Source organism: Paenibacillus barengoltzii NBRC 101215 (assembly GCF_004000745.1).
Lineage (GTDB): Bacteria > Bacillota > Bacilli > Paenibacillales > Paenibacillaceae > Fontibacillus > Fontibacillus barengoltzii.
The window spans coordinates 19573-33507 of the sequence record NZ_BILV01000013.1 but is presented as its reverse complement, the minus strand read 5'-3'; the positions used below and the strand labels follow the sequence as shown (position 1 = coordinate 33507).

Genomic DNA, 13935 nt, shown 5'->3' with positions numbered 1-13935 from the left:
TTTTCATTATGAATTGATCAGTCCCGCCATCCGCAACATTCGAGCAAGCACCGTTGCTGCTTCCGCACGGGTAGACGAGGCTTCAGGAGCAAAGCTGCCATTCCCGCGCCCTTTCATTAAGCCGGATTCTACGGCGATCGCTGCCGCTTCTTCAGCCCAAGCCCCAATTTGGCTGCGATCCTCAAATCCAGCCAGTATGGCGCTCGGATTTCCAGCAGGAGTCTCGGCTCCTGCTAGCTTCAACCCACGAACCAGCAGCACACTCATCTGTTGACGTGTAATTTGCTCATTCGGACGGAACTCCCCGTCGGCAAAGCCTTCAATTAGTCCGTTCTCCACCGCCGTAGCAACCGCACTCGCATACCACGCACCCGAGTTCACATCGGTGAAGGATCTGTTCGGATTCGCCTGCGGTCCAGTCAAACCGAGAGCACGGACGAGCATGGCCGTAAACTCTGCTCTCGTAACGGGTGCATTGGGGCTGAACTCCTTATCCGAGGTGCCTTGAATGATCGTTTTGGAGGCCAACATCGTAACCTCATTAGCCGCCCAGTGTCCGTTCAGATCCGTGAAGGTCTTCCGGTGTACCACCGCCGCGTAAATGCCGCTGGCCTTCAATCGGAATGTGATCTGGGCCTTCCCGCCTTCCTCCCTGATCAGCGCAGGCACAAACGTATAGTTGCCCGCAGAAGGCTGCAGAAGCAGAACGGTGACCGTATCGGCAGAAACGGCCCCTGCCAGCGGTACAGTCGTAAACTTAACTTCGGCTCCCTTAAAGACTGACAGTGTAGTTAAGGTGTCGCCCTGCTCCCAGAAGAAGGACACCTCCAATAACGAACCAAACGGTTCAGCCTGATCCGGCAACAAGCGGTGCAGCTCTTCCTCCTGCGCTTCGGCAGGGATTCCAAGGCGAATCTGCAAGCTGTCTGCAGACCCCCGCTGTTGCAGAGCTTCACCTAAAGCCTGAACCGGCAGCTCTAACTTGCCTAATGGTGACTCCAGCCAGATAACGCCATTAGGCAACTCCTTCACCGCAGCCTCCAATCCCTCGGTTGGCAAGTGCAAGGTGAGGACGTCGGCGGTATCCGTGAAGCGGTATTGCAGCTGCTGCGATTGGACTGGTTTCGCATGAAGGCTCTTAATCTCCTCCAGCATCCTCGACAAATCGGCTTTCGCGTCAACGAGTTGCTGGCCATTCTCCGCCGTAGACTTCACCACGTTCAGCCGCTCCGGCTTCATCGGCGGGGTTGGCGTCGTCCCGCTGCTGCCGCCCGACGATCCCGGCTGCTCAGGATTTGAGCCGCTATCCCCGGTAGATGTGCGAATGATTTGCACGGTCTGGCTGTTCGTTTTGAGATCATCCACAAAGACATCGACTTGGACAAAATTGATACCTGTCGATAACGGAACGTTTGCCGTAAACACTCCGGTCGAGGAAACGGACGCGGACTCCCCGTTTACTTTTACGGAGGGCGTCCCCGGACCAAGCACTTCAACCGTCCCTTCCAGCGAATAATGGCTGTTTCTTGTCTCGCGCAACTCATCGTCTATCAAGCCGCTTAATACTGCGGAACGAACCTGATCCCCCACCTCATAAGCGTTGGCCACAAGCTGCCGATTGGTTCGAACTCCCGACGGATCAATGGTCGAGATAACGAAGCCGCCCGGCGGAATGACGCTGTTATTCTCCTCCGGCGCTCCCCAGCTCCAGTTGATCGCCTGATTGCGGTTGGCTACGCGGGTGACAACGCCCGTGTCATCCACCACCACTTCAACGCCAAAATGATTTGTTCCCGTCGTTGTTCCAAATGCGTCCGTCAGCACATTAATGTTGCCTTCCACTCGGTTCACGTTGTAATAATGGCCTTCCAGGAACGTATCCGGACTGTCAGGCAAGCTCATGCCCAGCTGGTAATCCTTCACCCATTCGCGGTCTTCCAGCGAGGCCTTGGCGATCGCCCAGTTAATTTGGGAAGCGTCGAACAGCATGAGTCCGTTGGTCGTTCTCAAGCCCGCCTGGAATACCTCCCGCTGAACCGCTGGAAGCTGTACATTATTGAGGGCAATCCCCGCATACAGCGGAATCTCGCCATTCGTCACAATGTTCCCCAGCGTAATGTACTTCTGAATCTCCTGACTGGTCGTCTGATAAGCGCCAATCATCAGAAAATCCAGATGTTCGATATACCCGGTATCGTAATACTCCGGTGTATAAATCGACTCCACCGGCAAGCCCAGGGAAGGATGGATGCGGAAATTTTTGCTCGCCCAGTTCACCCCGTTGAGATAATACGTCTCATACCAGGAACCGACGTAAGAAGACACTTTGATCGTTCTTCCCGACTCAGCCTCGTAGGAATCCACCAGCGACTTCACTTCGCCAAAAAAGCTCTGGATCACCCCTGACCGGAACTCCCACCAATCCTGAATGAGCGGGCCATCCACTCGGACGTTATTTTCATAGTAAAAAATGTCATTCGGCCAATCGTTCAGCTGCTTGCCGCGCTGGAGCAAGAATTGCTCGAACTTGACTCTCGTTTCCTCGCTGAAATCTGCACCTTCATTATCGTAACGTCCACGGTCGTGCACGACTCCGTCTACGTCATAATTTTTGAGAATCTCCTCAAACGTCTTCAGCTCGAACTCACGCACCTCATCGTTTGCCGGATTCACGAAGGCGACTAAGCCCTGCTTCGCGCTTTCCCGCAGCCGTTTGATTTCACCGTTGTTCTCCGCATAATGCACGCGCTCTTCCCAATCCAGGTGATCATTCAGCACGGCGTATTCGTTATAAGCGATGGACCCTTCGGCGAATACGTTAACTACCGCATGGATCTCCAACCCCAGGTCATGACCCTGATCGATGAACTCCTGCAGCAGGTCCAGATCGGGGTTGGCTCCAGCTCTCCCGGGTGATTGAAGTTCGCTGACGTAAGGCCGTCCGGTCAAATCATTTTTCTTATACGAGACATAGCCTTCCACGCCCTTTACATCCAAGGCAATGGAGGTGACTCCGGTGTCCTTAGCCTTTTGAAGAAAAGCGCGCACCTGCTCGCTGGTTTGAAACTTTTTCGCGTTGGAGGCTTGATCCACCCATAGAATCACTTCTTTATCAGCAGATAAATCGTCCCGGGCAAATACCGCCAAGTCCCGGCGATCCTGCTCGATCTCATTTTTCAACACCGTGATTTCAATGTAGTTAGTGCCTTTCGTTAAAGGGTAAGCATAGCTAAAAGATCCATCCGCCTCAAAAGGAACGGAAGTCCCATTCACCAGCAGTTGGATGGACGCCGGATCATCGATATTCTCGATCATTCCCGACAGGACCGTATGGTCGGCCGTTACCGTGTACATCCGCTGATTCTCCACCTTAAGTCGGGCGATCGGACCATTCCCGCTCATCAGATCCCGGACAGATACGACTTCCCCATTCTTGCGAAGCTTTATGATGTCTCCCACTTTGAAATTCTCTGCGAGGAATCGCTTGATATAATTGCCCGCGTAACTGTCGTCCTGCGCCATCAGCACATAACCTTCCTCCGGAATATCAAGGAGAGTGGGCCCGGTCCAGACGGGAGGTTGGCCATTAATAGAAGGGTTAATCACCTGCAAGACCTGGTTGTTGGCATCAACCTGCACGGCAACGTTGTACTGTGGAATTTCGATCGATTCACCATAGTCTCTCGTAAACAACGCAACGATATTGGACACGCCAGTCACATCTCGATCCACGTAATCGATCTTGATCCGCGGTCCATCAACGTCGATCGTGATGTCCTTTGGTGCAGCTTCAACTTCGATATAGTCCTGATTGTCCGACGGTTCATACATGATCGTTAACGTCTCCCTTTCCAATTCCTCCCCGGCCTGAAATAAGATGACCGTTACTGCGTTCGCTCCTGTAATTAAATACACATGTTCACGAAAAACCCCATCCGCCGATAAATCAGCCGGATCGCCATTTATCGTAACTGCAAGCTCCAGCTGCTCATCATAATTGGCCACAAACCCGGCAACTTCGATGACCGGAATGTCCACAGTCGTCTGGTCTTCCGTTAACAGCATGAGCTCAGGAAGCACAGGCTCCGGATCGGGATCAGGATCAGGTTCTGGCTCTGGATCGGCGGCTGGGGGAGGCTCTGGAGCAGGCTCCGGGTCCGGATCAGGCGTTGCCGGTATAAAATCTGCCGCTGTCACTTCTTCCCCTGCACGCATCAGCTTCACCGAGTCCCCAACATGAACCTGCTGAAAAAGCGCCGGTCGATAAGCCGACTCGTCCCAAGCGCTCTGCCCTCCCGCCAACACAAGGTATCCTCCTTCTGGAATCGGGAGCATGCGCTCCGCATCCCAAGTTGTGGGAGGATCGTCCACGGGACCAACCACTTCCTGCACGACCCCTTCGGCATCAACGATGAGCGCCACTTGCCCTTCCGCAATCCACACCTCCGTCACAGGCCCATATGTGGCATCGGTTACGGTCGCCCCGCTGGTGAACAAGGCAAGATAATCCGCCTTTCCCTCGAATGAGACAGCCGCAGCGTTAACGTCCGTGAATTCAAGCGCAATGCTCCCTTCGTCTTTCACAAACTGAACCGGTTCGCTTGAAGTCTCTTCCGCCTTCGGAAGTTCCTCCGGATCTGCGGCCGAGGAGGCGATGGGCATCCCCGGCCAAAACAACGCCGCCAGTATGGTGAGACAAATCACTCCGGCCATTCGCCTCTGCAACATACGTTTCATCCAGATGCCTCCTTTTGATGTGAGGATGGCTTATTTCGTAGACTGAAACCATTCGTTCGCCGCAGCTACCATGTCAGCTCCGCCTTCTGCTCTCCATTGCGCCAAGAATTGATCGTATTGTTCAATCGGCTTCGCCCCGGAAATAAACTGTAGCACATTGTCATCCAGCATCGTTGTCAGCTTCAGTAGATTTTTGGACACAGCTTCAATGGGCGGCGCCGTAGACATCGGATCAACAACAACCAGACCTTCTGCATTTTTCTGGAACGCTTCAAAATGCGCCTGAAGCACCGGATCCTTCCGCACGCGGGCTTGCCAATAGATCGGATATTTCTCTTCGTCCACGCCAGTCAGGAAGTTGCTCGCATTGTTTAACTGTTCATTAAAGATCGGGAGAATTGGATAATATTTGTCGTCCTTCACTTCATAGTGAACCCCTTCTTGACCCAGCGCGATGCCTTTGAATGTCTCCGGCTCCAGCTTCGCATTCAGGAATTCCATGGCCGCTTCTTTATTTTTGGAGGATTTCAAAATGCCGATGTACCAGGTCACATTTGCTTTTGCGCCAACGACGGCTTTTCCGTCCGGTCCTTTCAGATAAGGAATGATCGACGTCTTGGCCTCAGGGAAGTTCTTCTGCAACGCCGCGATCGCAGATCCCGCATTCCACCAGGCCAGCTTATACATCGCTGCTTTGCCGCCAGAAAACTTCTCAATCGATTCTTGAGCGGTATTGAGCGGCGTTTCGGTGTCCAGTAATCCTTCTTTATACAGCTTGTTCATGAAGGTAATGTATTCTTTCATCTCCGGCTGCTCCGCCCGGTGAACCAGCTTGCCGTCGACTTCCTTCCAATCGGTAAGCACGCCAAAAGTAGCCGCAATGTCGCCGTAGATGGAGTCCTTGCTCAGCGTCAGCGGGATGACATTTTTCTTCTCCTTGATCGTCTTAAGTACCGTATAGAGTTCATCGCGGTTCGTTGGGATGGACAAGCCCAGCTCATCCAGCCAATCCTGGCGAACGACCAGCTCTTCACCGATGCTCACACCCGCTCCCGTTTCGGGAATCCCGTAGATCTTGCCGTCGATCGTAGCACTGGCGAAGGACTCCGGCTTGATCGACTGCTTAATATAGTTGCCATGGGCCTCCAGCAGTTCATCCATCGGTTCGAGTGCCCCCGCCGAAGCCAGATTGTAGAATTGGGCGGCATTCAGCTTGGCGATGTCGTAATTTTCTTTGCTGGATACCATCAAGTTCAGCTTCTCATCAGCGTTCTCCGCCGGCAGCAATTCATATTCCACATGAAACCCGGTGCGTTCTTCGATGTATTTTGCGACGTATTCGGTCTTCGGATCAAACAGCCCGTATTGCATGATCATCCGCAAATCTGGTTTGTCCGTGCCTCCCCCGCTGTTACTGCCTTCTGTTGTTGATGTGTTGGTGTTTCCTCCCGATGGTTCAGTCGCAGCAGGCTCTGACGTTTCGCCTCCTCCGCCGCCGCAACCGGACAACACTAGGGCAAAGCCAAGGATGGCGGTAAGTACCGCTGACGTTTTTTTCATCTTTAAATTCATATATACCCTCCTTCAAATCGGTTGTTTTTGGGTTTCTACTGGGGTTCTACTGCAAGCGGAGCTCATCACCTCCCTTCAGGTGTTAGCCTTAATCGAGCCATGTTGCTTCAACCTTTCACTGAACCCACCAGCACGCCTTTTACGAAGTATTTTTGCAAGAAAGGATATACGAGCAGAATCGGAATGGTCGCCAGCAAGATGGAGGAAGCTTGGATCGACTGCGGGGTGGTGTTAATCGCTGCATCGATGTTATCCTTCAGGAAATCCCCGCTGGAGGAAACGAGCAGCTCCTTCAAATACAGCTGCATCGGCTTAATGGCCGGGTCACTGATGTAAATCATGGCCGTGAAATAGTCGTTCCAGAACGCTACGGCAAAAAACAAACCAATCGTCGCCAGCACCGGCAGCGACAAGGGGAGCATGACCGACATGAGGATTCGGATATTCCCCGCCCCGTCCAGTTTAGCCGATTCTTCCAATTCTTCCGGGAGGCCTTCAAAGTAGTTTTTTATGATCAGCATGTTGTAGACGTTTACCATCGCCGGGAGGAACAAGACCGGGAAGGAGTTGACCAGGTTCAGGTTCTGCATCAGCAGATAGGTGGGAATTAACCCGCCGCTGAACAACATGGTAAAAACGAAAATCAACAAGATCCCTTTTCGTCCACGCAGCCGTACTTTAGACAAGGGATAAGCCGTGAGCGTCGTCAGAAACAAACTGCATGCCGTTCCGATCACCGTCAGGGCGATGGATACCTTCAGCGAATTGAGGAACATGGAGTCTTGAAGCACATAGTGATATGTCTCAAATTGCAGTCCTACCGGAAGCAACCCCACCCTTCCTGAGATTACGGCGCTTTCGCTGCTCAAGGACTTGGCAAGCAAATTGACGAACGGAAGCAATGTTGTCAGCCCTAGCAGAATAAAGAAGACGTAATTGAAAACGGTAAAGCATTTTTCGGAAAACGAGGTTTTGATCACTCCGCGCGGCTGCAATCCTTCCAAGGCTTGTTTATGATCCATGTATGAGCTCCCCCTTTCCTACCAAATCCCGCGCTGTAAATATTTGCGGCTGGCTGCGTTCCCTGCAATGACCAAGGTGAAGGAGATTACGGCCTCAAACAGTCCCACCGCTGTGGAAAAGCTGTAATCCTGGCTGCCCAACCCGCGGCGGTACACATACGTGCCGATGACGTCTGACACCTGATAGACGACGGGATTGTACATCACCAAGATCTGTTCCGTTCCGGCTTCCAGCACGCTGCCGAGCCGCAGGATAAACATCAGGATGATGACCGGCGCGATCCCCGGCAAAGTAATATGCCACAGCTGCTTCCATCTCCCGGCTCCATCCATCCTTGCCGCTTCATAGAGCATGGGATCGATGGTGGTGAACGCCGCCAGGTAGACGATCGTACTCCAGCCGGTTTCCTTCCAGCCCGCCGAAGTGATCAGGACGCTGCGAAACACGCTGTTGTCCAGAAAGAACGCGATCGGCTCCATCCCCATCGCGGTGAGCGCTTTGTTAACGATCCCGCCGTTTGTTGATAGTAAATCCATAAACAATCCGCCAACGATAACCCAAGACAGGAAATGAGGCAGATAGATCACGGTTTGCACCGTCCGTTTGAAGATCATATTCCGCATCTCATTGAGCATCAGCGCAACCACGATCGGTAACGGAAACAAAATAACGATCTTCAGAAAACTGATGATGACCGTATTTCTAAACACTTGGGCAAAGTCCGGCGACATAAACAGCCGCTCGAAATGCTTCCACCCCACCCATGGGCTGTCCGCAAATCCGGTGAAAATATTAAAATCCTTGAAGGCAATCGTAATTCCGTACATCGGTGTATACTTGAACAGCAAGATGAATAAAATGCCCGGCACGAGCATGAGATAGAGATCCCATTCCTTCCGGATGTCGAATCCCAGCCGCCTCCAATAGCTTCGTTTCACTTGAGGTGTTTTTTGGGATTGAGCTGATTCTGCCACGGTTCTGGTCTTTAATTGCATCCGCTTGCCCCCTTTCGCACTTCATAGTCCCATCGTTCATCTGTGACCATCTTGTGAACATATTGTAAAATCGGACCGCCTAGCTGAGTAGGAGAGACCAATTACTATTTGTGGTAAAATGATGGCTTCTCGGTTTTGACGGGCACAAAAAAAGAAGCCTTGCGGCTTCAATGATGGGTGTGGCTATGGTTATTTCACGGCTTGACCTAGGTTGTGCACAATGGCTTCGTATAGAAAATTGGCGAAATCTACATGACCATATTGGGCAAAATAGTTTGAACGATATCATGAACCGTTAATTATGGTTTCTTCGTCCCAAAAACCTTTGACTTCCTCCAGTATGTGATCCGCAGGCGTGATCGTTGCCTCGAAGATCGTTTTGCCTGTTTGTATTAAGTAATACTGGATTAAATGATATCCGCAAGCGTAACCAGCGCAGTACGGCATATTGGCAGGTTGATAATTTTGCACCTTAGCGATTTCATCTCCATATAGATACGGCGTAATTTGATCGAATCCGGTAACCTGCAGCCGTTCTCTAAGTACCGGCTTGATGCGTTGATTTAGGGTTTCGGCGTCTGTTTTGGCTACCCAAGGTCCCAACCATTCTTCTCCAAATCGATAAGTCGCAAAACTCTCAGCTAATCCCTCGCTTACAATAAGCTCGCCTAAATGAACATTGGGATTCCAACGAATAAATTGATATCTTACGTTATGGTTGCATTCATGCGTCAGCGCCACCTTCATCCGAGGAACCGTGTACGCATTGGGCAGAAGCGTCCCCCAGATATAACCGGGAATGCCTCCAAATCCGCTGTATCCTTCGTTAATGACAAGGGAACGATTTTCCGGTTTTCCTAACTGGATCGTGAAGATGTAGTCGGATACAGGGAGGTGAATTCCATGCTCCACAAAAAGACATAAGCTTTCTCTGATAGCCTCCTCACATTCAGACCAGAAGGAATCCGACGAGATCCACTCGATCTCTGGAGAAATCTCCGGGGTAATCTCATCGGGGGATCGGTGCATCATACTGTTAAACGTCACCACATCAAAACCATTCGGCTCTTCCGCTCGAAATGGAATTTGCTGTATTTTCCATTGTCCCATAAAGGGACCCATCATTTCATTGCGGAACAATTCAAGCTTGTCCTCGGGCGCAGCTTCAGCGACTTTGCGATAAATATGATCGGAACGCAGCGTTGTAATGTTCATCATTCTCACTCCTAGTTCATTTACTTAGGGAGAATTATGAGCTATGACGTTACGTCATAGTCAAGGCTGGTTTTCCGCCGTTCTATCAGGGGCTTATGTTGGGTTTGGGTCGTGTGTTTGTGTTAAGCGCTTCTGTCAAGTGTTTCTGTCCGGCGTTTTGGCATACCCCCATGCGTGCTGATGGTAATCCCGCTAACGCTTGGCACAGCACCGCCAGGTGAGTTCGCCCCGTGCTCTGCTGTATTCATCACTCTCTAACGCTTGCCACGGCGCTTATTTCGCGAAAATCGGGGGAATTTCGATTCTAACGCTTACCAGAGAGCTTATTTACGGAAAATCGGCCCATTTCACGCCCAAAACCGAGAAATAAGCTTCCTAATCAGCGTTAGATTGCAAACCACGCCGGAATTCCCCAATTAGCGTTGCTCACAAGCGTTAGAGCTGAAGCTGCGGCTGCCCAGGCAGACTTGCAGCTGCCACGGTAGGCTCGATCTGTACTAATTTCCGGCCGTAGATCCGAAGCATCCCTCTGTTCAGTATACTCGCTCCGTCCTCTTTTCTGCCCCAGATGCGACACAGTCAACTGCTAGGCAGGTCTTTCTCCGTGCACATTTCTCTCTAACGCTTACCACGGCGCTTATTTCGCGAAAATCGGGGGATTTTCGATTCTAACGCTTACCAGATAGCTTATTTACGGAAAATCGGCCCATTTCACGCACAAAACCGAGAAATAAGCTTCCTGATCAGCGTTAGTTTGCAAACCACGCCGGAATTCCCCAATTAGCGTTGCTCACAAGCGTTAGAGCTGAAGCTGCGGCTGCCCAGGCAGACTTGCAGCTGCCACGGTAGGCTCGATCTGTGTCATCTCCGGCAGCACTAGTTGAGTCGGGCCAAACCGAAGCTGAGCCTGGACCTAAACTAAACCTACACCTACACCTACACCTGTACCTACACTTACACCTACACCTATACCTACACTTACACCTACATCTATACCTGCACCTATACCTACATTTATACCTGCACCACTGCCTATACCTTAACTACCCCTTACACTCCCCGGGATTCACTCCCCAGTACTTGCGGAACACCTTGGTGAAGTAGCTGACATCCCGGTAACCTACCGAACGCGCGGCATCGTAGACCTTGTGCCCTTCCTGTAGCAACGCTTTGGCCCGCTCCATCTTGCGTTCAAGGACGTAATCCGAAAAGGCCACGCCCATCTCCTGCTTAAACAGTCGGCTGAGGTAAGAGGAGTTGATATACATGCGATCTGCCACCATGTGCAGCGTCAGTTCTTGATCCATTTCCTCGTTCACCAGACGAAGGACCTCTTTCACGACCTGGTGGCTGCTCGCTTTTCGCTGCTCCTTCACATAGGCGACGATACGTTGCACGCTTCTCGTCAGCAGCGCCCAAGTTTGCGTTTGAGTGCTTAGCAGACTTACGTTCTGGATATACTGCGCTTCGTCGCCGAGCACTTGCTTGGTCGTCCATCCCCGCTTTTGAATCATTCGAACAAATAAGCCAAGCACAAAAAGCACCGCTTCATGAAAATCGTCCGAAGATTCCATTCTCGCAACCAACGTATCCCATATTCCCTGCAAAGCCGCCATTGCCTTGGCCTCATCAGCGGTCTCCATCCCGATCTCGAGTTCCTTCTCCAGATGCGGTTCGATGGCAAAAGGCCGCACGATCTCCCCGTCAGTTTCTCGGTACGGAATGACTAAGTCATGTCCGTACACGACTCGCTCCTGGAGCGCGTGGCAAGCCTGTCGGTACAAGGCAGACAATTGCTCTAACGGCCCCACCGCCGCACAAAGTCCAGCACTTGCGGTCCGCTGCAGCACTTCTTTGGTTCGGGAGAGCAACTGGGACAAATCCGCATTCATCCGCAGCAACGCCTCGCTCGCATCATCCTCCGGGCTAATCACATAAACCATCATCAGATTCATGTCCGAGTTGGCGGCAATCCACCAATTGGGTGGAGTTAACAGCTCTTTGGCGAGTAGCTGGAGCGTAAACTTCTGCATCTCCGTCGTTTCCCCCACCTCCGGGATAGGGTCCAGTTCCACCGCCGCAACCGCGATCCGATCCTCCCGGTGAAACGAAATGTGTAGTTCATGGCTTTTCGCCAGAATTTCCTCCCGTCCCATCTTGCCGGCCGCCCACTGAAGGAAGAACAGGTTTTGCAAATGCGGCAGGTTGGACAACCACTGCTTCTCTAAAGCAGTCTGCCGTCGCCATTCCTCAAGATCCTGCTGCAGCTGGCGCCGGGCATCCAAGACCGCTTCCAAGATCTCCGGCTCGCCCGCCGGCTTCAGTAAATATCGCGAAACCCCATGCTTAAGCGCAATCTGGGCAAATTCAAAGTTGTCGTGTCCGCTTAAAATAATGATTTTCATCAACCGGTTAAGCAAGCCCCGCCCTTTAAGCTCCCGCAACAGCTCCAATCCGTCCATGCCCGGCATTTGCACATCGATCAGCATAAGATCCGGCTTCTTGCGTTCCATAAGTCTGAGAGCATCCAGACCGTTTGCTGCAGTACCAATCATGTCGATGCCGTGCGACTCCCACATGATGTTATAGGCTAGCGCTTGCCGCAGCCGGGGCTCGTCCTCCACGATCATCAGATTCATCCTGATCCTCCTTTAATGGAATCGATAACGTCACGGTCGTTCCTTCCCCCGGAGCGCTTTGTACGATAAGCCGTGCCTCCGGTCCATAATACAGCTTCATCCGGCTCAGCACATTCCGCAGGCCAAAGAGATCCTTCACCTGCTCCTCATCCTGCGAATAGGCCACAATCTTGCGGAGATCCATCCGGTCAAGCTCCTGTTGAATGTAACGAAGCCGCTCTTCCTCAATCCCCGGCCCATTATCCTCCACGCGGATGTGAAGTGTATGATCCTGCTCCACCCAACTGGAGATGACCAAATAACCGTCCGCTTCTTTTCCCTCCATGCCATGGATGATGGCATTTTCCACAATTGGCTGCAGCAGCAGCTTGAGCAACGGAATCCGCTTGCTTTGCTCCGAGATCCGATATTCCACTTGGAAATTGTCCATAAAACGCAGCTGTTGAATCCGCAAATAATAATTTAAATGAGCGATGCTCTCTTCAACCGTAAACTCCTGCCGACCTTTGTTCAGGCTCAATCGGAAAAAGCTGGAGAGATTCATCACCATTTCGCTGATTTCCTCTGCATCGTAATTCTTCGCCATCCAGTAAATCGAATCGAGCGTGTTATATAAAAAATGCGGGTTGATTTGCGATTGCAGAAACCGAAGCTCGGTTGTCTTCAGTCGCAGTTGCTGCTCATAATGGTCCTCGATCAAATGCTTCTGCACCAGCGCCATGCGATTGAAGGATTGAATGAGAAACCCAAATTCATCCTTCCGATTTGTGCTGACATGTGCGTTAAGCTCACCGTTACTCAAGCGCCTCATCCCCTTAGCCAATTTCAATACCGGGGAGGCAATTCCGCTGTAAACCACCCAAGATACGATAAGAGCCAAAATTAAACTCAACCCAATAATTGAAAAAGTAAACAGCCGCAGTTGATCCGTCTCCCGATACAGCTCGCTTTTGGGCTGAACCAGCGTCAGTTGCCAAGGTGAATAGGAAGAATCGATCGTAACGGTCATATCCTGATCCGGCAGATGTAATGCCGAAGGCTTGCCAGCTTCTAGCAGTACCTCTCCCTTTTCATTCGACAGGACAATCCGGCTGTTCTCAGAAGGCAGCAGGGTTTTTATGATATTTAGTAATTTATTCTTGCTGAACGAGACGACCAGTAGGTTGGCTTGCCGATTGCTGTTATACAAATCCATCGCCCGCAGCAGCGAAATGCTGTCGGAGTTCGTTAATTGCCCAAAGGTCACTTCATCCGTCACAGCATAGTCAGCCTTAACATAAGAAATCCCTGTTCCATTACGGCGGGCGGTTTCCACAAACCACTCTTTTTGCGCGTCTCCTGCCAGTTGCTTGCCGCCGTAATGGGTGGAGATCAGCATGCCCGAGGCGGGATGGTAGACGGAAATTTGGGAGATATACCGGTTCACCGAGACCGAATTCGACAACTGCTCCAAAATCGAAGAGAACGCCAAGATGGATTGCGGCGAGAAGTCGCTGCCGCTTTCGTTCAGCAACGCATTCATCGCAGGATCGCCGGCAATCAGCGTTGAAATCTCCTCGACGTTCTGAAACACCAGATCAAAATGATTCATCGCCGAGGAGAGAGCCGTTTCGGTCCGCTGGACCGCCTGCTTGTAGAGAATATCCCGTGATCGCTCCACCGCAAACAAACTGATCAAGACCAGCGGGAGCAAAATGAGGATAAAATATCCGGTCAGCCTGAATTGAATATGGTGTGAAAACCGGTTCATGATC

Annotated in this window: 7 protein-coding genes; all 7 read right to left on the bottom strand. The window is 51.6% G+C overall.

From position 1 onward, the window contains the following. Positions 1 to 6: 6 nt before the first annotated feature. Positions 7 to 4737: an S-layer homology domain-containing protein gene (locus PBA01S_RS05610; RefSeq protein ID WP_028537871.1), complete on the bottom strand. Its 4731-nt coding sequence runs from the start codon at positions 4735 to 4737 to the stop codon at positions 7 to 9. A 30-nt stretch (positions 4738 to 4767) separates the two neighbouring features. Then, on the bottom strand, positions 4768 to 6309 hold the full coding sequence (locus tag PBA01S_RS05605) for an extracellular solute-binding protein (RefSeq protein WP_036699297.1): 1542 nt from the start codon (positions 6307 to 6309) through the stop codon (positions 4768 to 4770). 107 nt (positions 6310 to 6416) lie between these two features. Further along, positions 6417 to 7331, bottom strand: coding sequence for a carbohydrate ABC transporter permease (locus PBA01S_RS05600; protein WP_009222871.1), 915 nt, complete (start codon positions 7329 to 7331; stop codon positions 6417 to 6419). 18 nt (positions 7332 to 7349) lie between these two features. Beyond that, positions 7350 to 8327 carry an ABC transporter permease gene (locus PBA01S_RS05595; protein WP_051416822.1) on the bottom strand — a complete coding sequence of 326 codons (978 nt, stop codon included), beginning with the start codon at positions 8325 to 8327 and terminating at the stop codon, positions 7350 to 7352. A 285-nt stretch (positions 8328 to 8612) separates the two neighbouring features. After that, positions 8613 to 9542, bottom strand: a complete 930-nt coding sequence (locus PBA01S_RS05590) for a DUF2268 domain-containing putative Zn-dependent protease (protein ID WP_127575527.1) — start codon at positions 9540 to 9542, stop codon at positions 8613 to 8615. A gap of 1043 nt (positions 9543 to 10585) precedes the next feature. Beyond that, the gene (locus PBA01S_RS05585; protein WP_127575526.1) at positions 10586 to 12181 is read right to left on the bottom strand and encodes a response regulator; all 1596 of its coding nucleotides are present in this window, start codon (positions 12179 to 12181) and stop codon (positions 10586 to 10588) included. Then, positions 12126 to 13931 (bottom strand): sensor histidine kinase, encoded by a 1806-nt coding sequence (locus tag PBA01S_RS05580; protein WP_127575544.1) that lies wholly within the window; start codon positions 13929 to 13931, stop codon positions 12126 to 12128. Before PBA01S_RS05580 ends, PBA01S_RS05585 begins: the two co-directional genes overlap by 56 nt. Positions 13932 to 13935: the final 4 nt, after the last annotated feature.

Coding starts and splice junctions, on each gene's coding strand:
- PBA01S_RS05610 (WP_028537871.1), bottom strand. CDS start 4,737: ATGAAACGTATGTTGCAGAGGCGAATGGCCGGAGTGATTTGTCTCACC.
- PBA01S_RS05605 (WP_036699297.1), bottom strand. CDS start 6,309: ATGAATTTAAAGATGAAAAAAACGTCAGCGGTACTTACCGCCATCCTT.
- PBA01S_RS05600 (WP_009222871.1), bottom strand. CDS start 7,331: ATGGATCATAAACAAGCCTTGGAAGGATTGCAGCCGCGCGGAGTGATC.
- PBA01S_RS05595 (WP_051416822.1), bottom strand. CDS start 8,327: ATGCAATTAAAGACCAGAACCGTGGCAGAATCAGCTCAATCCCAAAAA.
- PBA01S_RS05590 (WP_127575527.1), bottom strand. CDS start 9,542: ATGAACATTACAACGCTGCGTTCCGATCATATTTATCGCAAAGTCGCT.
- PBA01S_RS05585 (WP_127575526.1), bottom strand. CDS start 12,181: ATGAATCTGATGATCGTGGAGGACGAGCCCCGGCTGCGGCAAGCGCTA.
- PBA01S_RS05580 (WP_127575544.1), bottom strand. CDS start 13,931: ATGAACCGGTTTTCACACCATATTCAATTCAGGCTGACCGGATATTTT.